This window comes from Alkalibacterium kapii (assembly GCF_007988865.1).
GTDB lineage: Bacteria > Bacillota > Bacilli > Lactobacillales > Carnobacteriaceae_A > Alkalibacterium > Alkalibacterium kapii.
In genome coordinates this window covers 1-23,739 of the sequence record NZ_BJUY01000006.1, presented here as the reverse complement: position 1 = coordinate 23,739, position 23,739 = coordinate 1, and the positions used below count along the sequence as shown (strand labels likewise).

Here is a 23,739-nt window from a genome sequence, read left to right as displayed (position 1 = left end):
AGGAGACATTATGATTAAAGGATTAATATTTGACTTGGACGGCGTGATCACGGATACAGCAGAGTATCACTATTTAGCTTGGAAAAGTCTGGCTGAAAAACTTGACATAGAAATCGACCGGGAATTCAATGAGCAGTTAAAAGGGATCAGTCGTATGGAATCGCTCGACTTGATCCTTAAACATGGAAATAAAGAAAAAGACTATACAAAAGAAGAAAAACAAAAGCTTGCAGCTCAAAAAAATGAAGAGTACCAGCAATACATCGAGAAAATCACGCACGATGATTTACTTCCCGGAATAGAAGCATTACTTAAAGAGGTGCAAGAAAGAAACCTTAAGATGGCACTGGCTTCAGCAAGTAAAAATGGACCCAAAATAATCAGACAGCTCGAAATCGAAGACTTGTTCAAAGGAACAGTCGTCGATCCAGCTTCCCTTAATGCAGGGAAACCCGACCCGGAAATATTCCTTAAAGGCGCTGAATTATTAGGACTGGACCCAACCGAGTGTATAGGTCTTGAAGACGCTGAAGCGGGTATTGAGGCGATCAATGCGGCGGGCATGTTTTCAGTAGGTGTGGGATCAGAAACAGCCATGCAAAAGGCTAATTACTTTGTTAAAGAAACGAAACAACTGAAATTAAAAGATATATTGAAACAAGCAGAAAAGTGAATGATTCGCAAAGGAGAATGACATGAGGTGGTGGCAGAACGCGGTAGTTTATCAAATCTATCCGCGAAGTTTTAATGACAGCAATGGGGATGGAATCGGGGATCTACCTGGAATCATCGAGCGTTTGGACTACTTGGAGGACCTGGGTATTGATGCCATATGGCTGAGTCCAGTATACCAGTCACCCAACGACGATAATGGCTATGATATCAGTGATTATCAGGCTATCCATCCAGAATTCGGGACGATGGAAGACATGGACCAGCTTATAAAAGAAGCAGACAGACGGAACATAAAAATCATTATGGACCTTGTCGTCAATCACACAAGTGACGAACACCAGTGGTTTATTGAAGCGAGAAAAGGCAAAGACAATAACTACCGCGACTATTATATTTGGCGTGATCCAGCCGATGATGGTGGACCGCCGAATGATTTGAAATCGACATTTAGCGGTTCCGCCTGGGAATATGATGAAAAAAGTGGGCAGTACTATTTGCACTTATTCAGTAAAAAACAGCCGGATTTGAACTGGGAAAATAAAAACGTTCGGAAGGCTGTCTATGACATGATGAATTTTTGGCTGGATAAAGGGGTCGGTGGTTTCCGAATGGACGTTATTGACTTGATCGGTAAAAAGCCGGATGAAAAAATCACCGGAAACGGACCCAAACTCCATGACTACCTTCAAGAAATGCATCAGGAAACACTGAAAGATAAAGATGTTATGACGGTTGGAGAAACTTGGGGAGCAACGCCTGAAACAGCTAAACTTTATTCTGATCCTTTTCGGGAAGAGTTGTCCATGGTGTTTCAGTTTGAGCATATGCAGCTAGATGAACAGCCGGGTGCTACAAAATGGGATCTCAAAGAACTTGATTTAACTGAACTTAAAAGTGTACTGAGTAAATGGCAGACGGAACTTGGCAATCAGGGATGGAACAGCCTGTTCTGGAACAACCACGACCTTCCGCGTATCGTCTCCCGTTTTGGAAACGATACAGACTACCGGGTCGAAAGTGCTAAGCTGTTCGCGATCCTGCTTCACCTGATGAAAGGGACGCCCTATATCTATCAGGGTGAAGAGATCGGGATGACCAACCGGAAGATCGAATCGATCGATGAAGTGGATGATATCGAAAGCATCAATATGTATAATGAACGATTAGACGAAGGTTACACCAAAGAAGAACTTATACGTGCTATCAATGTCAAAGGACGCGATAACGCCAGAACCCCCATGCAGTGGGATGACACTCATGAAGCAGGTTTTACGACAGGAAAACCTTGGCTGCCCATTCAACCCAATTACGAACAGATCAATGTCGAGGCGGCATTAGAAGATAAAAACTCCATATTTTATACCTATCAAAAACTGATCAGGCTAAGAAAAGAAAATCCGATCGTAGTCTGGGGCGAATATGAACTGGTTTTACCTGAACATAACACTGTTTTTGCTTATAAACGTCACTACAAAAATAAGACATGGTTGGTTCTAGCTAACGTCAGTCGCAACGAAACCAGTCTAGAACTTCCTGATGAAGCACAAGCCGGCAATATCATCGTTTCAAATTATGACAGAGACACAATCGACTTGGCAAAAATTGCCTTGCAGCCTTTCGAAGCCATAGTCGTTGAATTAAAGTATAGTAGTTAAGGGAACGCAATAGCAGGTTGATCCTGATACCGGTAACATTGAAAAAACGATTGCAAGCTTGACTTAAAGCTTATATAGTTAGAATGTAATCACTTACACCACATGTTTTAACTAATTCAGTTCCACGGATTTTCTTTTTAAGTTAGAAGATGAAGTGAGAAACAGACAAATATAAAAAGTAAATGGGAGGAAACACAATGTTAGAGAAGAAATTATGGTACAAAGGACTATTATTACTTTCCACAGCTGGGCTACTTGCCGCATGCGGTTCAGGTGACAACTCAGATTCAGAAGACACATCCGGTGATACATCAGGAGACACCACTGAAGAAACAGCAAGCACTGATATTCCTGAAAAACCAGAATCACTGAAAGTTTGGGTAAACGACGAAGAAGCTCAGTTAGAAGCATACGAAGAAATCACTTCTAACTTTACTGACGAACATGGTATCGAAGTAGAAATCACACCTTACAGCATGCTGGAACAGACAGAAGGTATGAGTCTTGACGGTCCTTCAGGGCAAGGTCCTGATTTATTCTTCCAGCCGCATGACCGTATGGGAGATATCCACCTGCAAGGTTTAGCAGCAGAACTGGAATTGACTGATGATCAAATGGAACGCTTAGGCGAATACAATGAAGAAGCTGTAACAGCATTCAGCTACGACGGTGTACAGTACGGTATTCCAGCCGTTGTAGAAACATATGGTTTGTTTATTAATACAGATCTGGTCGAAGAAGCACCTGAAACAATGGAAGACTTGACTCAGACCGCTACTGACCTGACTGAAGGCGAACAATACGGCTTTATGATGAACGCGGCAGACTTATACTTCACGTATCCGTTCATCACAGCTGACGGTGGCTATATCTTCGCTCAAAACGAAGACGGTTCTTACGATACATCAGACATCGGTTTAAATACACCGGAAGCTGTTGAATCAGTGGAAAGTATCCAATCTTGGTTTGAAGATGGGCTTATGCCTCAAGGAACTGATTTAGAAGTCGCGAACAGCCTGTTCATGGACGGACAAGTGGGAATGATCATCAACGGCCCTTGGGCGATCCCAGACTATGAAAAAGCTCTTGGAGACAGCTTGATGGTTGCAGAATTGCCTTCAAAAGACGGCGAACAATTGACCTCATTCTCAGGGAACAAAGGCTGGTTAGTCAACTATTACACAGAAGATCAGTACTGGGCTACAGAACTGGCACTCTTCATGACAAATGCCGAAAGCTCAGAAACTTACTATGAGGTGGCTGGTGAGTTGCCTGCACACACAGCAGTTGAAATCGATGATGAACTGATGGCACCTATTTTTGCTCAGACACAGAATGCTACTCCAATGCCAAACATCCCAGAAATGGCACAGGTATGGGAGCCAATGGGTGACGCACTACAGTTTATTCAGCAAGGTGACGATGTACAAGAAGTACTAGATGAAGCAGTCAATACCATCGAATCTGAAATTTCATTGATGGGTCAATAATCAGAATCACAGTATAACGTCTAGCTAATTTGAAATTGGAGATTGAGTTATTCTTTGACTCGGTCTCCTTCTTCATATTAGTTATTTATGTGTATAGAGCTGAGCTGATCTAATCAACTCTTTAGACCTAAATAACTGCTATAGGGCGAGCAGAAGGAGAGAAATTATGGCTAGCAATAAGAATCAAAATAAACCGACTCAGACACGAGTAGAGAATCTGGATCATAGCCCAAAAAAAGCGATGCTATTATCTATTATTCCTGGTATGGGACAGATTTATAATAAACGAAAATTAAAAGGGATTGCATTATTCATACTGTTTGCGGCCTTTGCATTCGTTATGTTCGATTTCGTTGCTTCTGGACTCCAGGGACTTGTTACACTCGGAACAGAACCGCGTGTGGATGACTCACGGGTCTTCTTGATCGAAGGTATTTTAGCACTACTTTTCACAATTTTCTATGCAGCGCTTTACTGGATAAACATTCAGGATGCAAAGAACGAAGCTCAGAAAATCAGATATGGCTGGAAGCCAGGCGGAGTAGTAGAAAATTTCAAAAACTCTTGGGATACCGCTTTTCCATATGTACTGATCGGCCCTGGATTTGGCCTTTTAGTCTTTGTGGTCATCCTGCCACTGTTATTTATGGGGTTTTTAGCCTTTACAAATTATAACTTGTATAATGCCCCACCGCGTAATCTTTTAAGTTGGGTCGGTTTTGAAAACTTTATCCGACTGGTAACCTTGTCTGAATGGCGTGAAACATTCCTAAGCGTGCTGACATGGACGATAACGTGGACTTTCGTGGCAACAACACTCCAAATAGCTTTAGCAATGTTTTTGGCTATTTTAACGAATGATAAACGCATCAAAGCAAAAAAACTCATCCGTACAGTACTTATCTTGCCTTGGGCCGTTCCAGGGTTCGTTACGATCATTATTTTCTCTGCCCTATTCAACGATAATTTTGGGGCAATCAACACAGATATTATTCAACCCTTATTTAATACGACGATACCTTGGATGACAGAGGTGATGTGGAGTCGAATCGCCATTATTATGATCCAAGTCTGGCTTGGATTCCCATATGTTTATGCTCTGTTTTCGGGGGTTCTTCAAGGTATATCTGATGACTGGTACGAGGCTGCAGAAATGGATGGCGCTTCCCGCTGGCAGAAGTTTACAAACATTACGTTTCCACACTTGATGTTTGCTACAGGACCACTTTTATTAACGCAGTACACGTTCAACTTCAATAATTTCAACATCATTTACCTATTTAATGAAGGGGGACCTGCTGTACGTGGACAGAATGCTGGAGGAACGGACATCCTGATTTCCTGGGTCTATAATCTGACCTTTACCAACTCTCAGTTCAGTATGGCAGCTGCCATCTCACTGATTCTGGGAATTATTGTCGCAACCTTTGCGTTCTTCCAATTCAGACGCTCACGTTCGTTCAAAGAGGAGGGCAACATGTAATGAATAAACTTTTCAAAAAGATAAGCAGCAATCAAATGAACCGTAAACAAAAAAGTCGTTTTGAAGTGGGACTCATATATTTGGTTTTAGCTGTGATGTTCGTCATCATTGCCTATCCACTTTTCTGGGCTTTTGCGATGTCGATGAATACGACAAGCAATCTCTATGCTGCATCACTTTCACCAGAAAACTGGTCCCTGGAAAACTTTAAATGGCTATTTACTAGTCCAAGAAGTGACTATCTGCTTTGGTATAGGAACACACTCTTTGTCTCTACCGTTGTTACGGTCGTTACGACCCTAACAGTTAGTTTTGTGGCCTATGCTTTTTCACGCTACCGTTTCAAAGGACGCAAGAACGGTCTCTATGCTTTCTTACTCTTACAGATGTTCCCCGTGTTAATGGCAATGGTGGCTCTTTATATCTTACTGAACATTGTAGGACTATTAGACAATCTATGGGGCCTGATACTCATTTATATCGGCGGAGGGATACCAATGAACGCCTTCTTGGTCAAGGGATACTTTGACACTTTGCCTAAATCATTGGATGAATCAGCAAAAATGGATGGCGCCGGTCACTTCAGGATCTTTTTCCAGATTCTCCTGCCACTGGCCAAACCAATTTTATCTGTGGTAGCATTATTCAACTTCATGACACCTTTCATGGATTTTATATTACCGCGGATCGTGTTACGTAGTCCCGAGAATTATACATTAGCGTTAGGGTTATATAACTTCGTAAATGCGCAGTTCTCAAATAACTTCAGTCGTTTTGCTGCGGGTGCGGTACTGATCGCAGTACCGATCGCTACGGTTTACTTGATGCTCCAGAAATACCTTATTTCGGGACTTGCTTCAGGTGCGACAAAAGGATAAGTGTTAAAAATAAAACCAATTGCATACTCTCCTTATTCACATTTTAAGGAGAGTTTCTCTCTGTCCCAAATGACAGCGTTAACAAAAAATAAGGAGAATCAAAAGATGAATAGAAAAAAACAATCTGGTTTATCTGCATTGTTTGCAGTCGTTTTACTTTTTCAAACACTGGCTAATGCTTTTCCGCTTATGAAAACAGTACAAGCTGAAGAAAAACGGTCGGTGCGCATTCATTTAGAAACGGACTCTATTGATAATGACTTATCTTTATGGTTGTTTGGAGATGTCATGACACCTTCAGATGCTAATGGAAATGCTTGGCCGAATGGGTCTAAGTTCAAAGAGGAACAATCCACAGCATTCGGTTACTATCAGGATATTGAAATAAAAGATGAAGCACAGGAAATTGGATTTGTTGCCGTTTATGGAGATGGAACGAAGTATATTGACGCAGACTTGAAAGCTGAGTTGCATGATAAAGTAGATGAGATTTGGGTCAAAAAAGATGGATCGATCAGCTACTTTGAACCAGTCGAATTTAATGAACCAACATTACGAATTCACTACAAAAACGATGATATCAATTATGACGATTATGGTGTCTGGTTCTGGGGCGACGCTCCCAATCTACCTAGTGAATGGCCGGCAGAGGCAATCTCTTTTTCAGCAGATAAAGTAGGCAAGCACGGTGCTTACGCTGATATTCCTGTAAAGGCAGATGCCGGAAGTTTAGGATTTTTGATAGTCAATAAAACGAATGGTGAAGAAAAGTTAACGGGTGACTTGTCGTTTGCTGCATTTGACTCTCAAAACCAGGTTTTTGTAACGAATGATAAACCTGAAGAAGCCTTTATCAATCCTTTTTATATTTCCGAAAAAGTCGAAGAAGATAGACCGGATGAATCAGAAGGTACAAAAGATATTACAGTTTCAGCCAGTGTCGACCGTTCTTTCAACTACAATGAACATGGACTGCTTACTGTTGATATCGTGAATAATTCGGATAGCGCTATTGACCGTATCGAAGCTGATGCTTCAGCGATCGGTGGCCCAAGTGATCTTGCTATTTCACCAGAATTGAATACCGTCACGCTATCTGCAGATCGGACCGTTCAGCCAGGAAATTATTCTATACCTGTAAGTGTCTGGGATGATACGAACGGCAGATATAATACAGAAGCAACAGTGTCAATAGATGCAAGGAACAAAGCAGAAGGCGAGCGTGACTGGGATGAAGAGATTATCTACTTTATGCTGACCGACCGCTTTGCCAATGGGGACGAAAGCAATGATAATCCTTATGGTTTGGATTATGAGTCGGCAGATAACCCTATGGGAACCTATCAGGGTGGTGATTTCAAAGGTGTCACTCAAAAGCTCGACTATCTTGATGACTTAGGCGTATCGACGATCTGGGTTACACCGATCGTTGAAAACGTCGGTCATGATGTCAATTATGATGCATCAGAGGGCTCATATTATGCTTATCATGGCTATTGGGCGAAAGACTTTGAAAAACTTAACCCTTACCTTGGGTCACTTGAAGAGTTCCATACGCTGATCGACGAAGCCGCAGCACGTGATATCGATATTATGGTCGATGTTGTTCTGAATCATGCAGGTTATGGGATGCATCCATCTGACAGTTTAGAGAATGCTCCAGAAGGGTATCCAACAGATGACGATCGCCAGAAATTCGATGGAATGTTGAGAGAAAAGTCAGGCGCAGGAGATCTGAAGAGTGAACTTTCTGGATTACCGGATTTTGAAACAGAAAGACAGGAAGTCCGCGAGCAATTAGTTGCTTGGCAGTCTGACTGGATCGAAAAATCAACGACTCCAAAAGGCAATGCAGTAGCAAGCTACCGTGTCGATACAGTGAAGCACGTAGAAAATACGACCTGGCAGCACTTCAAAAATGAATTAGTTAAAAAAGACCCTTCATTTAAACTGATTGGCGAAACTTGGGGTGCTAACTACAATAGCAATCGTCATCATTTGAATTCAGGCATGATGGACAGTTTGCTTGACTTTGGCTTCAAAGGAACAGCTTCTGCTTTTGCCAACGGGAAACTGGAAGCTGCTAACGATAATTTAATTCAGCGCAACGCTGCGTTAACAAGCAATGCCACATTAGGACAATTTTTAGGCAGTCATGATGAAGACGGCTTTTTATACTCCCAAGGTAATGATGAAAGTAAACTTAAACTGGCCGCTTCTTTGCAAATGACGGCTAAAGGTCAACCCGCTATTTACTACGGTGAAGAGTTGGGTCAAAGTGGTGCCAACAACTGGCCACAGTACGATAACCGCTATAATTTTGCCTGGGACCAGACAGAAAATAACGAGACACTTGAGCATTATAAAAAACTTTTGACATTCAGAAATGATCACAGTGAATTGATGGCACGCGGAACCCGCGAAACATTCTTAGGCTCAGACGACGATGAATGGCTGATGGTGGAAAGAGCGCTGAATGACGAAACTGCTTATATGGCGTTCAATGTTTCAGATGTACCTCAAACCGTCACCGTTGAAACAGATTCAGCTGACGCAGTAATAACAGACCATTATTCACTTGAAACAGCTGAAGCGATGGAAAACGATGGAACTTATAGCCTGAGCTTCACTATCCCAGCTATGTCAGAAGGCGGAACAGCATTACTGACACTGGAAAATGGAGAACTTCTGTCGCAGGAAGTCACTGCACCTGAAGATGGCGGACAGCCCACAGAAACGCCTGTTGAAGATGGGTTCTTTCGTCTCCATTTTGAAAGCCTTCCGTCAGATAATAGAGAAGATCTGGGTCTTTGGATCTGGGGAGACGTGGCAGAAAAGTCAGAAGATGTAAGTGCCTGGCCAAATGGAGCGATGTCATTTAAGGATGCTGTGGAAACAGATTATGGCTACTATATGGATTTTGAATTAGCAGAAGATCCAGAATTGATCCAATTTTTGATCAATAATACCCAAGGAACGAATATAACAGGAGATTTAAGTCTTCGCTTATTAGCGCCAGAAATGAATGAAGCCTGGTTAGATTCTGAGTATGCAATATACCCTTATGAACCTTTAGCTGAAGACACTCTAAGAGTCAACTATAAGAGAAATGCACAGGATTATGAAAACTGGGGACTTTGGAACTGGGAAGATGTTCTAAAACCATCAGAAGGCTGGTCAGATGGTGCAAAAGCTCTAGATGCTATTGGAAATTATGGCGCATATTATGAGTTGGCTTTAAAAGAAGATGCCAAGACTGTAGGCTTTTTATTCGTAAATAAAGAGACAAGTGAGCAAACGGACAATTACGTGTTCAATGAAACAGCTGAGCACACTCAAGTCTTTATTAAAGAAGGTGACGATACAATTTATACTAACCCTTACTATGCCAGCAAAGCCGGACTGGACAGAGCCGAACTGATTTCTGAAACGGAGATCGAAGTGTTCTTCCATACCGTCGAGGATCTGACAGAGGAAAAATTAAGAGAAGAACTTAATTTGACAAACAGCAATGGCGACACAGAAAAAATCGATGAAATCAATATAGCTGCTGATAAGAATATCGTGACTTTAACTGGCGATTTTTCAGTAGAAGCAGGTCCATACACTGTGAAATTCAACGAAAAAGAAGTTGAAGCGCTAATGGGATGGAGACTGAAAGATTCCTTGTACGCCTATGACGGTGAGTTAGGTCTCAACTTGAATGAAGATGGTACGGCTACCCTTAAAGTCTGGTCGCCAAGTGCCGACAATGTAGGTGTTGTACTTTATGACAAAGATGACCAGGATACTGTTGTCAAAGACGATATCAAAATGAATGCCAAAGAGTCTGGTGTATGGGAAGTGGCACTGAATGAAAAAACCACGGGACTTAAAGACGTCACAGGGTATTACTACCACTTTGAAATTGAACGCGATGGCGAGAAAGTCCTTGCTTTGGATCCTTATGCCCGCTCGATGGCTGCCTGGAACAGCAGTGATCCTGACAGCACAATAGGAAAAGCGGCTATCGTGAACCCAAGCCAATTGGGACCAGAACTTGACTATGCAGAAATTGAAAATTATGAAAAACGCGAAGATGCGATCATTTACGAAATCCATGTCAGAGACTTTACGTCTGACCCTAATATCAAAGAGGAACTGGACAGTCAGTTCGGAACATTCAGCGCTTTTGTAGAAAAACTGGATTATATAGAAAGTTTAGGTGTCACTCATGTCCAGTTACTGCCTGTAATGAGTTACTTCTTTGCCAATGAATTTAAAAATGATGAAAGAATGCTTGAATATGAATCCACAGATACGAATTATAACTGGGGCTATGACCCGCAGAGTTACTTCTCTCTGACGGGCATGTATTCAGAGAATCCAGAAGATCCGGAAAAACGTATCGAAGAGTTCAAGAACCTGATCAAAGAAATCCACAAGCGTGATATGGGAGTCATCCTCGACGTCGTTTATAATCATACCGCGCGTACAAGTATTTTTGAAGATTTGGAACCAAATTACTATCATTTCATGGATGCGGACGGAACGGCTCGTGAAAGTTTCGGCGGCGGACGCTTAGGAACGACTCACGCCATGTCCCGACGAATCTTGGTTGATTCCATCACTTACTGGGTCGAAGAATTCAAAGTTGATGGCTTCCGCTTTGATATGATGGGAGACCATGATGCAGAAAGTATTCAAAAAGCTTATGATGAAGCAAAAGCTTTGAATCCAAATATCTTAATGATCGGTGAAGGCTGGCGCACATATGCCGGGGATGAAGGTTACGAAGATGTTATGCCTGCCGACCAGGACTGGATGCAGCATACAGATGGCGTTGCTTCCTTCTCAGATGATATGCGTAACGAACTGAAATCCGGCTTTGGGAGTGAAGGTGAACCTCGCTTCTTGACAGGTGGTGCACGTTCGGTCCAGCGTATTTTCGATAACTTGACTGCTGATCCTGATAACTTCACAGCTGATGATCCTGGAGATGTGGTTCCTTATATTGCTGCTCACGACAACCTGACCTTACACGACGTGATCGCACAGTCGATCAAAAAAGATCCGGCTGACCATGAACAGGAGATCCATGAGCGTATCCGCATTGGAAATCTTATGGTCTTGACAGCGCAAGGAACACCATTCATTCATGCCGGCCAAGAATATGGACGCACCAAGCAATTCCGTGATCCAGACTTTAAAGAACCTGTGTCTAAAGAGGAAGTGCCATACAAGTCGACATTCATGACCGATGCAGAGGGTGAACCATTCGAATACCCATACTTCATTCATGATTCCTATGACTCAACAGATATCATCAACCGTTTTGACTGGGAAAAAGTTACGGATGAAGAAGCTTATCCAATCCATACACTGACTAAAGACTATACGGCAGGACTGATTGCCTTACGTCGCAGTACAGATGCCTTCAGTAAAGGAACGATGGAAGAAGTTGCTGAAATGGTTTCACTCGTTGATGTACCTGAAATAGAAGAGAACGATTTGGCTATCGTTTACCGTGCTGAAGATTCAAATGGTGACAGCTACCTGGTCATAATCAATGCGGACGATAAAGAACGCACCTTGACCATGGATACTGACCTGACCGAAGGATATGTACTTATAGATGCTGAACAGGCGGGCACTCTTCCGATCGAAGACCCTACTGGTGTATCTGTTTCTGGAAACCAGGTTACGATGGATGCGTTGACTGCTTCAATAATTTTGTTGACGGATAGAGATCTAACTGAACAACCTGAAGACAACGATGATTCTGAAACTGATGGATCAACTGAATCAGAAGAAAACGACGGTGAAGATGATTCCGCAACTAACGGATCAACAGGAACCGATGATCCCGATGAAGAAAAACCTTCGGAAGAAGATAAAAATGATACAGATTCAGAAGGATCAACTGATTCTGAAAAAACAGCATCTGAATCAGAAAGTAAAGATGAAGAATCAGATGAAGGAATAAAACTTCCAAGTACGGCTACGATGATGTGGACAGCCGGTGCTATCGGATTGCTGATCTTGCTTTCAGGAGTAGGGTTACGCTTCTTGACTAAAAAGAAATAGACTAAAAGGTTATAAAATGATTGAAATAAGGAAGCTCTGGCAAATGCTAGAGCTTTTTCCTAATCCTGACAATAAAAAGTACGTCACTGCTAACGGCGGACATGCTAATCAACCAGGTATCGATGAGTTCCTGACTGAATTTGTTGATAAGACCATAGGAAATTATGATGTGATGACAGTCGGAGAAGCAGGCGGAGCTAAATTTGAAGAGGCGAAGCACTGGGTAGACGAAACGGACGGCTACTTTGATATGATCTTCCAGTTTGATCATCTTGGTTTATGGAAAGCCAAAGACGGTCAGCTGGATATAGAAAAATTGAAGGATGTTCTTACCAAATGGCAAACGGGTCTTCAAGGTAAAGGCTGGAACGCTTTATATCTTGAAAATCATGATCAGCCGCGAAGCGTTTCTACTTGGGGAGAAGACACTGATTTAAGAAAAACCTCCGCAAAAGCTTTCGCGACCTTCTACTTTTTGATGCAGGGCACGCCGTTTATCTATCAAGGCCAGGAAATAGGGATGACAAATATACGACTGGATTCAATCGATGATTATAATGATGTCAGCATGAAAAATAGATACAAAACGGAACTGGAAGACGGTAAAACGCATGAAGAGCTGATGTCATCCATCTGGAAGAATGCGCGAGATAATGCGCGGACACCGATGCAATGGTCTGATGCGCCTCAAGCTGGGTTCACAACTGGCACTCCGTGGTTTAGCGTGAATGCGAATTATCCTGATATCAACGTCAAGCAAGCAGTAAAAGATCCTGAATCGATCTATCATTATTATAAAAAAATGATAGAGATTCGTAAAAATACGCCCGCTTTGATTTTTGGATCTTATGAATTACTTGCAGAAGAACACCCGCAAGTTTACAGTTATTTGAGACTCTATGAAGGAGAACGCTATGTCGTCATTGTCAACCCGTTCAACGCACCAACGGAAATTGATTTGGGTAAGGGCATCAAAGTGGACGAACTGCTCTTGTCTAATTACTCTATTCAAGGTGAAATGTCCTCGATTATGCAGCTGGAGTCCTATGAAGCCCGAGTGTATAAGTTAGCCGAATAAAATTACCGAATACTGTTGTGTCGGGTGATAAATGATAGAATAATTTTTTATTCTTTCGCTTGATCCAATGGTAATGACAGTACAAAACAAATCAATCAGTAATATGAGAAGGGTTCCTGCTAAAAGCAGGGACCTTTTTTGTCTATAAGCATTTTTAAGGGCTGGCTATTGCTGGTATGCCTTTTTTCTATCATTAGCCACACTTAGAGTCATTTTTTATACCCGTAGTTTTTTGCTATATGTTATTTACTACCAAAGCCGGAATTAAATCAACTGAAGTAGCCATTAGATTGAATGAACTGTCCTATTTAAAGCACACAAATCGCCAGAAATTGAATAACCTGATACCGATAACAACGTAATAAGTATTGAATACCCTTTAGCCAGATTATATCATAAGAGATGTCGCAGAAAGATAACCAGTGTTTAGGTAAGTTGGACCATGCATAAAAATATTAACGTTTACATAGGAGTGTAAAAAAATGAGCTAAAGAAATAATGGCAGAAAAAAAGTGATATATCAGCTACCTCCGCGCCAGTTTGCGCATTCATTGATAATGTTAGTGACCTTAAAAAATCGTTTAAAAATACGATTACATAAAAGAGTCAGATATCGAGCTGTCCCAGTTCTCCTTGATGTCTCAACTACCAAAGGACCACAAATGCGATAAGTGATCACCATGCCAACATGGGTAGATGCGGCACGATCACGATCTATTATCGACTAAAAAACTGACAAGTAGATAAACAAAGATAGAAACAAGCAGAATACAAGCATGGAAATGGAATCAGCATATAATAAAGGAGAAGGAGATATAACATGAAGAAGATAATGAATTTTGAATTCTGGCAGAAGTTCGGCAAAGCACTAATGGGCGTCATCGCCGTCATGCCAGCTGCTGGGTTGATGATCAGTATTGGTGGGTCCATTCCGTTGATCGACCCCGATCTGGAGACCTTGGTCGCTTTAGGAAGCGTTATCGAAAACATCGGGTGGGCCATTATTGGGAACCTGCACATTTTGTTCGCCTTGGCAATAGGTGGAAGCTGGGCGAAAGATCGAGCTGGCGGAGCGTTTGCAGCCGGGATCAGTTTCATCCTGATCAATCGGATCACTGGCGCGATCTTCGGTGTAACCGGAGACATGCTGGATGACGAGTCGGCTGTTACTGAAACATTGTTCGGGACAGAAATCCCGGTCAACGGCTACTTTACCAGTGTCTTAGAAGCACCTGCTCTTAATATGGGTGTATTTGTCGGTATCATCGCCGGATTTATGGGAGCGATGGCTTTCAATAAGTACTATAACTTCAGAAAATTACCGGATGCCTTGGCATTCTTTAACGGCAAGCGCTTTGTTCCGTTCGTCGTTATCTTATGGTCGCTGATTGCATCCGTTGTTCTGGCTTTTGTCTGGCCAGTTATTCAGGGAGGAATCAACAGCTTTGGAGTCTGGATTGCAGAGTCGCAGGATACTGCACCCGTTTTGGCACCATTCTTATTCGGGACACTGGAGCGTCTGCTTTTACCATTCGGTCTGCATCACATGCTGACCATTCCGATCAACTATACACCGCTTGGTGGAACATATGAAATCTTAAGCGGCGCACAAGAAGGCGCATTAGTTTTTGGGCAGGACCCGCTTTGGCTAGCCTGGGCCAGAGATCTGGTAAACTTGGATCAAGCAGGAGACACAAGTACGTATCAGTATGCTATTGAAAACTTTATTCCGGCAAGATTCAAAGTCGGTCAGATGATTGGTTCTTCAGGAACTTTGATGGGACTGGCTTATGCCATGTATAAAAATGTGGATGCAGACAAGCGCAAGGCCTATAAATCAATGTATTTTTCAGCCGCATTGGCAGTTTTCCTGACAGGTGTCACAGAACCGCTGGAGTTCATGTTCATGTTTGCCGCCATGCCGCTTTACGGGGTTTATGCTTTGGTTCAAGGTGTTGCTTTTGCTATGGCAGATCTCTTACCGCTACGAGTTCACGCCTTCGGTAATATCGAACTGCTGACACGGACACCGCTCGCATTGCGTGCCGGACTAGGCTGGGACCTGTTCAATTATATCTGGATTACTATCGTCTTTGCCGTTGCCATGTACTTCATTTCTGACTTCTTAATTCGAAAATTCAAGTACGCAACGCCTGGACGTCAAGGGAATTATGAAAGCACGGGAGCTGAAACAGGCTCTTCAAACGGTAACGAAGTCGATGCGTCACAACAGGTCTACAACATCATTCACCTACTAGGCGGGAAAGACAACATTTCTGAAGTCGATGCTTGCATGACACGTCTACGTGTGACAGTCAAAGATACGGATAAAGTGGGCTCTGAATCCGGATGGAAGAAAGTTGGCGCAATGGGACTGGTTCATAAAGATACCGGTGTTCAGGCTATATACGGACCTAAAGCTGATGTGTTGAAATCTGATATTTTAGATGTACTGGATTCTAATGCGACAATTCCGGCTTCCACAATCAGTTTAGACGAGCCTTCAGAAACACCGGCTGACACGGAAAAGAAAAAAGAAGCTGAGGAAAATCCCGGAATCAGCCCGCAAGCGATTTATTCTGTAGCTGACGGTCGGGTAATGCCTATTACAGAAGTCAATGATCAAGTCTTTTCTCAGAAAATGATGGGAGACGGTTTTGCGGTCGTTCCTTCTGATGATGCTGTTGTTTCACCGGTTTCTGGAAAGGTGAGCAGCATCTTTCCGACCAAACATGCCATTGGACTGGAAACAGCTGAAGGCCTTGAGGTGCTGGTCCACATGGGTGTCGATACAGTAGAACTGGAAGGAGCTGCCTTTAATGTGCTGGTCGAAGAGGCTCAGATCGTTGAAGCCGGACAGGTCCTTGCAACCATGGACCGCAGTGAAGTTGAAAATGCAGGTAAAGATACCTCTATTATGGTCATCTTTACAAACCTTAAGAAAAGCCAGTCATTCGAGCTGACTGCAGAAAATGATGTTAATAAAACCGATAAAATCGGACATATCGAATAAAAAGCAATTGATCAAGGAGAGTGCGAGATGAACGTTCTGACCCTGAATACCCATGCATGGATGGAAGATGAACCTTTTGACAAAATCGAAAAAATCATCGACAGGATAGCTGCGGAGTCTTATGTGTTTATAGCGCTCCAGGAAATCAACCAGTCGATAGATGCAGAAACGGTAGAAAATCAGGCTTTCATCAAGCCGGTCGGAGATGATCCTGGGGTCAGTATCAAAGCAGACAATTTTGCCCTGCTGATCGTGGAAGGATTGAAAGAAAGAGGATTGAACTATTACTGGAGCTGGACGGCCAATCATGTTGGCTACGACACTTATGATGAAGGGGTCGGGATCCTGTCAAAAGCTCCATTCACTGCAGAAAGTCTTCTTGTTTCCGACTGCCAGGACTACAGCCATCATTACACACGGCGTGTACTTAAGGCAACGGCTGAACTGGACGGAGACAGCTGGTCAGTCCTTTCCTGCCACTACTCCTGGTGGAAAGATGAAGAAGGCAGAGAACTGTTCAGAAAAGAATGGAATAGAACAAAAAAACTGCTGAAAGACGAGAAGCAAACGTCTCTCTTAGTCATGGGTGACTTTAATAATGAAGCTTCCATCGACCGAGAAGGCTACGATCACATCTGTGTGACGACACCTTTCTTGTCGGATGCTTATACACAAGCACAGGAAAAAATCGGCGAGGCTACTGTTGTCAGTGCCATCGACGGCTGGGATCAGCATCCAAACGAAAAGCGGATCGATTATATTTTTACAGACAACAGAAAAAAAGTCGACAGGTATCGGGTGGTCTTTGATGGTCACAACGGGCCTGTGGTCAGTGATCACTTCGGCATTGAAGCAGTTATTACTGAAGTCGAATAACTAAATAAATGAAGCCTGCAGTGCACCTTTCTTGGTCCTGCAGGCTTTTTCTGTTTTTAAATAATGGGTGTTAAAGCAATGCCTTTAAATAAACCCAAAAGAATTTTCTATACAATCTTTCTTGACTTTTTGGAATGAATGAAAAGTCAGACTTTTTAAATACAAAATGTTTAGTACATTTGATTAAGAAGGTTATAATTTCGAGATTTTATTCTTCTGAAAACTGATACCGTTAACATTGGAATTAGTATTGAATGATATAACAGGAGTCATTAAGCTAAGGATTGGGAAATAAATCAAACAAGATATCGCTTGAGATTTACCGCAAAAATAGTGAAAAGAATTAGGAGAATGACTTAATGAAAAAGCAATGGTGGAAGAAAGCTGTAGCATACCAGATATATCCGCGCAGTTTTTATGACTCTAACGGGGACGGTGTCGGTGATCTTCGTGGGATTATAGAAAAACTTGACTACATTAAAGACTTGGGGATCGGAGTGATTTGGGTCAGCCCGATCTATCAATCACCTAATGATGACAACGGCTACGATATTAGTGATTACCATGCAATCATGAATGAATTCGGTACGATGCAGGATTTTAATGAGCTGCTGGAAGAAACGCATAAGCGTGGCATGAAAATCATTATGGATCTTGTGATCAACCATACATCAGATGAGCACGAATGGTTTGTTGAAGCACGTTCATCTAAGGACAATCCGTACAGAGATTATTACATCTGGCATCCTGGTATGCCTGATGATTCGGACATCAACAACTGGGAATCGATATTCGGTGGGTCTGTCTGGGAATATGATGAGCAGTCCAAAGAATATTACATGCACGTGTTCTCTAAGAAACAACCGGATTTAAACTGGGAAAACAAAGAAGTACGTGAAAAGTTATATGAAATGGTTAACTGGTGGCTAGATAAAGGGATCGACGGCTTCCGCATCGATGCGATTTCCCATATCAAGAAGAAAAATGGCTTTCCGAACATGCCAAATCCACTAAATAAAAAATATGTTCCTTCTTTTGAAGGACACATGAATCAATCAGGAATCGACTTGTTTTTATCAGAATTTGTTGAGCGTACGATCAATAACTATGATGTGATGACGGTCGGCGAGGCGAACGGTGTAACGATCCAAGAGGCAGACAGATGGGTAGGAGAAGACAAGGGGTATTTCAATATGATTTTTCAATTCGAACATTTAGGTCTCTGGGGAGCTAAAGACAATGGATTGGATATTCATCAGCTAAAAGATGTGATGACGCGCTGGCAGCGTGGACTTGCTGGCCGCGGCTGGAATGCACTATTCATTGAAAATCATGACTTAGCGCGCTCTGTGTCTACTTGGGGAAATGATGGTGATTTAAGAAGAACGTCAGCTAAAGCTCTGGCAACTTTTTATTTCTTCATGCAGGGAACGCCTTTTATTTATCAAGGACAAGAAATAGGTATGACGAATGTTCAATTCGATTCGATCGAAGATTATGACGATATCGGCATGAAAAATATGTACCTTGAAAAAATGGAAAACGGACAGACACACGAAGAAGTCATGGCTTATATTTGGAAGAATGGGCGAGATAACTCACGTACACCGATGCAGTGGTCGAACGAACCTCAAGCGGGTTTCACTACAGGTATCCCTTGGCTGGGGGTCAACCCAAATTATCCGGATATCAACGTCGAACAGTCACTGAACGACCCTGACTCTATTTACCATTTCTACAAAAAAATGATTGAGATGAGACGAACGACTCCAACGCTTATTTACGGACATTATGAACTCATTGCAAAAGACCACGACCAGGTCTACGCTTACCTGAGATCCTATGACAATGTGGTATATGTGATTATTGTCAATCTTTTTAATCAGTCAACCAAGTTGGATTTATCAGAAGAGCTGGTTCTTGGAGAAATGAAATTAAGCAATTACAAAGTAAGGGATGAATCCAAAGCAACAATGATTTTACGTCCTTACGAGGCTAGGGTCTATAAAGTAGCGAAGCAAAAAGTATGGCACGATCCTAACTACTACGAACTGGATGATGAATCACTGTAAGTATAAGTTCATTAGGCTACAGTAACGTGCTCATAAATCTAGTCCTTAAGTCGTATTTACTCTCAATCCTTTCGTGTTATACTAAATGTGTACCAAATCGATGCGGATAAGTGAAAATAATTTCTATTCTGGCAAACAAAGTAACACTCTAGTGAAAGGAAGTTAGAAAATGAAACTTCATAAAAAACAGAGAAAAACACCAATGACTAAAATCAAGTCACTAGCCATGTCTCTTTTTGATGCTAAGGTTGAAACAAAAAAGAAACTCATGGTCTTAGGGATCATTCTTTATATCCTGAGTCCTGTGGATATTATCCCGGACTTCATTCCAATGGTCGGCTATGCTGATGATATATTGCTGCCGATTCTGTTACTGGTAGCTGAACGGCTGCTTTCAGGTGATGATAAAGCTGAACCTGTTCATGTTCGAAAAGAAGCTGAAAAAGTCGACTGAAAATAATAAATATATTGAAAAAGAGTTCTTTCTTATCATAAGAAAGGACTCTTTTTTGAGCAGTATAAATATAAATGGAACAGCTGACTGCTAAAAAGCTAAAACCAGAGCTTTAAAAAAGACAATACGTGCTCGTCAGCGCGTATTACCATTATTGCAGTGCTTTTGGGTTTGATTTACAACGTATCTTAAGAAGTGAATGAGAAAATACAAGAAACTACTTAAGGAACAGTCCTAGCTTCACTAGTTTACAAAAATAAAAGTCAAACTCCTGAAGATAACGGATCACCTTCAGGAGTTTCAACTTGAGCAGTACTCACTTCTTAAGCAAATGTTCTAAAAGCTGCAGAAAGCACTGTAAATCACGCTTCATTCTTGTCAACTTTCTCCAGGAAAAGTGAGAGAGGGTAAACGCCCGCACTTTGAAAAATGAAAGAAAAAAGTGTCGTTATGAAAGCGACGGATATCAAAGAGGCACTGTTATCGATCGCAAGTGCACTTTCAGCCCAAAGGAGCAACACAACAGACATTGTCCCTTTTATTCCAGCCCAGGATAAAAGAAAAAGCCCCGAGTTTAAATGCTTGAACTTTTTTCTCCAGGGTGGAACGACCAGTAATGTACCTCCAAGGACGAGAAAACGAGAGAGTATGGATAGAATGAAAACTATAAAAGCAGTGATCCAGATGGTGGGATCTTGGAAATTAGTGTACTGAACGGACTGGATCCCAATAAACAGAAACAAAACGGAGGATAAAGTCGGCTCAATGACATTCCAGAAACCGCTTAGTGATTCACGGAATTCTTCTTCTTTTTCTTCATGTTTGGAAAAGGCAAAGGAAAGCATCAGACCAGAAACAACTGTAGCAAGAACACCAGAGGCATTGACCAGTTCTGCCAATGTGAAACCGCCATAAGCAATCAGAATACTGAGTATGACCTGATATTCATGATGAGAAGTGATATGAATGGCTTGGCTTAGGATCCAGCCAAAGGCAAGGCCGATCCCGATTCCGCCAAGAGACACATAAGTAAAACTTTCCAGAAAATTGAGCGGTGAAAAGGCGTCTCCTGACTGAACCATGGATAAGAGGATGGTAAAGATGACGATGCTCGTTCCGTCGTTGACGAGAGACTCGCCTTCAACGATTTCAGACACTTCCTTAGAACCGCCACTGTCCTTTAATATTGAAACGACAGAAACAGGGTCAGTTGGTACGAGAATAGCCGCCAGCAGAAAAGAAACGGCCCAGGTTAAAGGAACAAAAAAAGAACTGACCCAGTAAATACCTGTGCCAAGAAGTAAAGCGGTCAGAAGCATCCCGACTGTACTGAACGTTAAAATGATTCCGGCATTCTTTTTAAAAGCATAGGCAGAAAACTGGTAAGCAGAAACGAAAATAAGACCGGGAATGAATATATCGTACAAAACATCATGTGAAACTGAAAAATCAGAGAAAAGCGGTAAAAAAGATAAAGCCATACCAGCTAGAACTAATACGACCGGCACGGGAAAAAACTTTTTATTTATATCAATAATAAAAACGATGATACTGACGAATAAAAGGACCAGGACTTGATGTTATACGACCATTTTACAGCGGTCTCCTTTCAGGTAATACTTATTTAATTCCAGAATAGCAAAGAAACAAGTTGAGTCAAAATGAATAGACTTTAAAAAAGTGCTGGTCATATTTTTATATGAAAATCGAAAAAATTTGATCTATCCCATTAACGGAACAAAAAAGTGGCCAAGCACAAATGTGCCCAACCACTTGCTAGTTATTTTAATTGAAAGAGAAATCAGTCTTGATAAGTTGAACTGACACGGTTGAGCCATGAATAGGACAAACCAATGATTAATCCACCGCCTACATAGTTCCCCAAGCCGGCAAGTAAATAGTTGGTTCCGACACCTGACAAAGTCATTCCGGCAATGGAGCTGTTTGATGAAAAATAAGCAAGCGGGAAAGAAGCAAAGTTGGCAATCAAATGTTCAAAGCCTAAGAAAGCAAAAATAAAGATGATAAAAATCATTGCAACCACTTTTCCGGCGTCGTCTTTCATTCTTATCGTACTGAAAATAGCTGTATTGACAATAATGTTGGCCAGTATGCCTTCAGTGAAGATCTGTAAAGGTGTTTTAGCCAATTTGCCTTCGACCGCACTGAACAAAAAGTGATCAGCAGGCAGATCTTGAAAAATCGAGGTTAAGGATACGAAATAACTAAAAATAATACCACCGATAAAGTTGAAAAATAAACAAGTGAAAAGTAGAATAAGTGCATTTTTGAAAGATAAAAATTTTCTGTGAACCGCGACAGTGGTATACATCATATTAGATGTTCCAAGTTCAGCGTTCATATAAATGATCATGATCAAAGACCAGCTGAACATAAATGAAAATAAAAACTTTCCTGACCCCGGCAGTGCACCTTCAGCCTGTTGGGCAGTGATTACAGCGATCGCAGTACCTAAAGTCAGAAAAAGAGTAGCCAGCATCGCCCGCATACCGTAACCCATCACACTGACATCAAGTAATTCATTTTTCTTTTCGATACTCTTTTCAATGCTGTAAAAGAGTCCCCTATAATTTGCATCCATAGTGATTCCATCCTTTTTTGTTAAGTTTTACACAATATTTATATCATACACCTTTATGGCTGCTTTGAAAATGAAAATTGGAATAAATTTATAAAAATAACACCAAAATAAAATAAATCCTTCTCAAACAGACTACTTAAACGTCAATTTTTAAAACCATACTAAAGAAACAGTAAACACTGTATCCTGGAACGGACGAAAATCGATTTGAGAAAATATAAAAAAACGCTTGCAAGACAAAAAGACTCATGCTATAGTGCATTCATAGTCAAATAAAATATGAATTGGATTGTTACTGGTCTTTTAAAAAGATGCAGGCAAAACCTGAATTGATCCGAGAACGTACTTTTAGGCAAATTTTACCTGAAAGAGAGTTTGGGATAAATTTAGGTTTATTTTTTTGGTATGATTTATTGTCCAGGGGGTGTCAGTATAGTGCAATGAAAATTGAAAAGATATTGAATAATAACGTCGTTCTGACTTTAAATGAAAGTAATCAGGAAACAGTGGTCATGGGAAGAGGTATTGCTTTTCAGAAAAAAGTGGGCGAAACGATAGAGTCCGAAAAAATTGAAAAAAACTTTGTTCCAGAGGGGCAGGATGTTGTGGAGCACTTGTCCGATTTATACCGTGACATTGATCCTTATATATTGGAAGTAGCAACAAATGTCATAAAATATGCTCAGAGTATTTTACGATTAAAATAAGCAATCATATCTATTTAACGTTACCGGATCACTTGAGTTATGCTATCAGTCGAACAGAGGAAGGTATCGATATAAAAACGCCACTCATCTGGGAAATCAAGCGCTTTTATAAGGTGAAGTATGAAATCGGACTAAAAGCAATTGAGCTGGTCAAGAAAGATATCGGCGTAGAGCTGCCCTCGTCTGAAGCAGCAGCAATTGCCCTTCATATCGTGAATGCCAGAGAAGATGATTCTGATCTTGGCGTAACGATCCGCATGACTGAGCTCGTACAGGATATTCTCAACATCGTTCATTTTTATTATGGTCAGACGTTTTATGAAGAATCCTTTCAATACACCCGTTTTATCACTCACTTGCAGTATTTTGCACGACGTCTGTTTAATCAGGAACGACGTGAAACAGAAGATGATTTTTTATATGAACAAGTGCAGAGCAAGTATAAAAAAGCATTCAAATGTACAGAAAGAATCAATGATAATTTGAAAAAAGTCGAAAACACGGCATTAACCAAGGATGAACAGCTATATCTGGCCATCCTTATCCAGCGTGTCACAACTGAAGATTAATCTATCTCTGATGGATTGTTACTGGTCTTATTATAAGATGCAGGCAAAACCTGAATGGATAGTCAAACGCTTGCTTTAATTAGAGCATGCTTACGACTATTTGTTTTGGGTTTTTTATTTA

General features: G+C 41.5%; 15 protein-coding genes. 13 read left to right on the top strand and 2 right to left on the bottom strand.

Annotated features, from left to right (window positions below):
• The first annotated feature begins 10 nt into the window (after positions 1-10).
• From pgmB to AKA01nite_RS03450, 11 genes are all read left to right on the top strand, one after another.
• The gene (gene pgmB / locus AKA01nite_RS03500) at positions 11-673 is read left to right on the top strand and encodes a beta-phosphoglucomutase (protein WP_186805075.1); all 663 of its coding nucleotides are present in this window, start codon (positions 11-13) and stop codon (positions 671-673) included.
• A 22-nt stretch (positions 674-695) separates the two neighbouring features.
• Entirely contained in the window at positions 696-2,330 is a 1,635-nt protein-coding gene (locus AKA01nite_RS03495) for a glycoside hydrolase family 13 protein (RefSeq protein ID WP_146923860.1), read from the top strand.
• A gap of 197 nt (positions 2,331-2,527) precedes the next feature.
• Positions 2,528-3,820, top strand: a complete 1,293-nt coding sequence (locus AKA01nite_RS03490; RefSeq protein ID WP_146923858.1) for a sugar ABC transporter substrate-binding protein — start codon at positions 2,528-2,530, stop codon at positions 3,818-3,820.
• Positions 3,821-3,986: 166 nt separating this feature from the next.
• On the top strand, positions 3,987-5,303 hold the full coding sequence (locus AKA01nite_RS03485; protein WP_146923856.1) for a sugar ABC transporter permease: 1,317 nt from the start codon (positions 3,987-3,989) through the stop codon (positions 5,301-5,303).
• Positions 5,303-6,181: a sugar ABC transporter permease gene (locus AKA01nite_RS03480; RefSeq protein ID WP_281282436.1), complete on the top strand. Its 879-nt coding sequence runs from the start codon at positions 5,303-5,305 to the stop codon at positions 6,179-6,181. Before AKA01nite_RS03485 ends, AKA01nite_RS03480 begins: the two co-directional genes overlap by 1 nt.
• Positions 6,182-6,286: 105 nt before the next feature.
• A complete protein-coding gene (locus tag AKA01nite_RS03475; protein ID WP_146923854.1) occupies positions 6,287-12,247 on the top strand; it encodes a pullulanase in 5,961 nt (1,986 codons plus the stop codon).
• Between the two features lie 43 nt (positions 12,248-12,290).
• Positions 12,291-13,325, top strand: a complete 1,035-nt coding sequence (locus AKA01nite_RS03470) for an alpha-amylase family glycosyl hydrolase (protein WP_222592472.1) — start codon at positions 12,291-12,293, stop codon at positions 13,323-13,325.
• Between the two features lie 820 nt (positions 13,326-14,145).
• Positions 14,146-16,338 (top strand): PTS transporter subunit IIBC, encoded by a 2,193-nt coding sequence (locus tag AKA01nite_RS03465; RefSeq protein WP_146923850.1) that lies wholly within the window; start codon positions 14,146-14,148, stop codon positions 16,336-16,338.
• A 27-nt stretch (positions 16,339-16,365) separates the two neighbouring features.
• Positions 16,366-17,214, top strand: coding sequence for an endonuclease/exonuclease/phosphatase family protein (locus AKA01nite_RS03460; protein ID WP_146923848.1), 849 nt, complete (start codon positions 16,366-16,368; stop codon positions 17,212-17,214).
• 359 nt (positions 17,215-17,573) lie between these two features.
• Positions 17,574-19,286 (top strand): glycoside hydrolase family 13 protein, encoded by a 1,713-nt coding sequence (locus tag AKA01nite_RS03455; protein WP_146923846.1) that lies wholly within the window; start codon positions 17,574-17,576, stop codon positions 19,284-19,286.
• Between the two features lie 169 nt (positions 19,287-19,455).
• Positions 19,456-19,740, top strand: coding sequence for a YkvA family protein (locus tag AKA01nite_RS03450; RefSeq protein WP_146923843.1), 285 nt, complete (start codon positions 19,456-19,458; stop codon positions 19,738-19,740).
• A 362-nt stretch (positions 19,741-20,102) separates the two neighbouring features.
• On the opposite strand, the gene AKA01nite_RS03445 is transcribed toward AKA01nite_RS03450, so the two are convergent.
• Together AKA01nite_RS03445 and AKA01nite_RS03440 are read right to left on the bottom strand one after the other, a co-directional pair.
• A complete protein-coding gene (locus tag AKA01nite_RS03445) occupies positions 20,103-21,287 on the bottom strand; it encodes a cation:proton antiporter (RefSeq protein WP_371860853.1) in 1,185 nt (394 codons plus the stop codon).
• Positions 21,288-21,541: 254 nt separating this feature from the next.
• The gene (locus AKA01nite_RS03440) at positions 21,542-22,342 is read right to left on the bottom strand and encodes a formate/nitrite transporter family protein (RefSeq protein ID WP_146923841.1); all 801 of its coding nucleotides are present in this window, start codon (positions 22,340-22,342) and stop codon (positions 21,542-21,544) included.
• A 440-nt stretch (positions 22,343-22,782) separates the two neighbouring features.
• On the opposite strand from AKA01nite_RS03440, the gene AKA01nite_RS09395 reads away from it, so the two are divergent.
• Entirely contained in the window at positions 22,783-23,049 is a 267-nt protein-coding gene (locus AKA01nite_RS09395) for a CAT RNA binding domain-containing protein (protein WP_246116977.1), read from the top strand.
• Positions 22,992-23,618 (top strand): BglG family transcription antiterminator, encoded by a 627-nt coding sequence (locus AKA01nite_RS03435; protein ID WP_307722973.1) that lies wholly within the window; start codon positions 22,992-22,994, stop codon positions 23,616-23,618. Before AKA01nite_RS09395 ends, AKA01nite_RS03435 begins: the two co-directional genes overlap by 58 nt.
• The last annotated feature ends 121 nt before the right edge of the window (positions 23,619-23,739 follow it).

Coding starts and splice junctions, on each gene's coding strand:
- pgmB (WP_186805075.1), top strand. CDS start 11: ATGATTAAAGGATTAATATTTGACTTGGACGGCGTGATCACGGATACA.
- AKA01nite_RS03495 (WP_146923860.1), top strand. CDS start 696: ATGAGGTGGTGGCAGAACGCGGTAGTTTATCAAATCTATCCGCGAAGT.
- AKA01nite_RS03490 (WP_146923858.1), top strand. CDS start 2,528: ATGTTAGAGAAGAAATTATGGTACAAAGGACTATTATTACTTTCCACA.
- AKA01nite_RS03485 (WP_146923856.1), top strand. CDS start 3,987: ATGGCTAGCAATAAGAATCAAAATAAACCGACTCAGACACGAGTAGAG.
- AKA01nite_RS03480 (WP_281282436.1), top strand. CDS start 5,303: ATGAATAAACTTTTCAAAAAGATAAGCAGCAATCAAATGAACCGTAAA.
- AKA01nite_RS03475 (WP_146923854.1), top strand. CDS start 6,287: ATGAATAGAAAAAAACAATCTGGTTTATCTGCATTGTTTGCAGTCGTT.
- AKA01nite_RS03470 (WP_222592472.1), top strand. CDS start 12,291: ATGCTAGAGCTTTTTCCTAATCCTGACAATAAAAAGTACGTCACTGCT.
- AKA01nite_RS03465 (WP_146923850.1), top strand. CDS start 14,146: ATGAAGAAGATAATGAATTTTGAATTCTGGCAGAAGTTCGGCAAAGCA.
- AKA01nite_RS03460 (WP_146923848.1), top strand. CDS start 16,366: ATGAACGTTCTGACCCTGAATACCCATGCATGGATGGAAGATGAACCT.
- AKA01nite_RS03455 (WP_146923846.1), top strand. CDS start 17,574: ATGAAAAAGCAATGGTGGAAGAAAGCTGTAGCATACCAGATATATCCG.
- AKA01nite_RS03450 (WP_146923843.1), top strand. CDS start 19,456: ATGAAACTTCATAAAAAACAGAGAAAAACACCAATGACTAAAATCAAG.
- AKA01nite_RS03440 (WP_146923841.1), bottom strand. CDS start 22,342: ATGGATGCAAATTATAGGGGACTCTTTTACAGCATTGAAAAGAGTATC.
- AKA01nite_RS09395 (WP_246116977.1), top strand. CDS start 22,783: ATGAAAATTGAAAAGATATTGAATAATAACGTCGTTCTGACTTTAAAT.